A 583-nucleotide genomic window follows, 5' to 3' on the forward strand; every position below is an offset into this window, starting at 1 on the left:
AGGTCCTTGGGTATAATTGCTGCCCGTTTGCGCACCCTGACTCAGATTTACTGGTGTAGAACTACTCACCTCCCATTTACGGCCGGTGTATCCTTGCGCAGCATTCGCCTCAGGCACTTCTGTCGCAGGGGTGTCTTCCGTAGGCACGCCATCCGTCTGTGACGTTACTGGCGTGTTTGTGGTCTTCGCCGCGACAGGCGGACGAGCAGGTGTCCCCGCATTCGTCGGTGTTTCTGCGACGGCTGTAGGAACATCGGTTTGAGTGCCATCATCTGTCATCGATGGCGAACCATTACCCGTTGCAGGAACAGGACCACGAGGATGAGCTGTCGCTGCACTCGGCGCTGCATCTGGGGTTGTCCCCAAATTACGTCTAGGTCCTTGGGTGTAATTGCTGCCCGTTTGCGCACCCTGACTCAGATTCACAGGTGTTGAACTACTCACCTCCCATTTACGGCCAGTGTATCCTTGTGCAGCATTCGCCTCAGGCACCACTGTCGCAGGGGTATCTTCCGTAGGCACGCCATCCGTCTGTGACATTGAAGGCGTGTTTGTGGTGTTCGCCGCGACAGGCGAACGAGCC

The 583-nt window shown here is 56.9% G+C and carries 1 pseudogene; it reads right to left on the reverse strand.

Annotated features, from left to right (window positions below):
• Positions 1 to 583: pseudogene (locus tag L5L91_RS22645) on the reverse strand (hypothetical protein); the annotation flags it as partial.

Origin of the sequence: Shewanella sp. SM55 (assembly GCF_025654025.1) — a bacterium.
Taxonomy (GTDB): domain Bacteria; phylum Pseudomonadota; class Gammaproteobacteria; order Enterobacterales; family Shewanellaceae; genus Shewanella; species Shewanella oncorhynchi.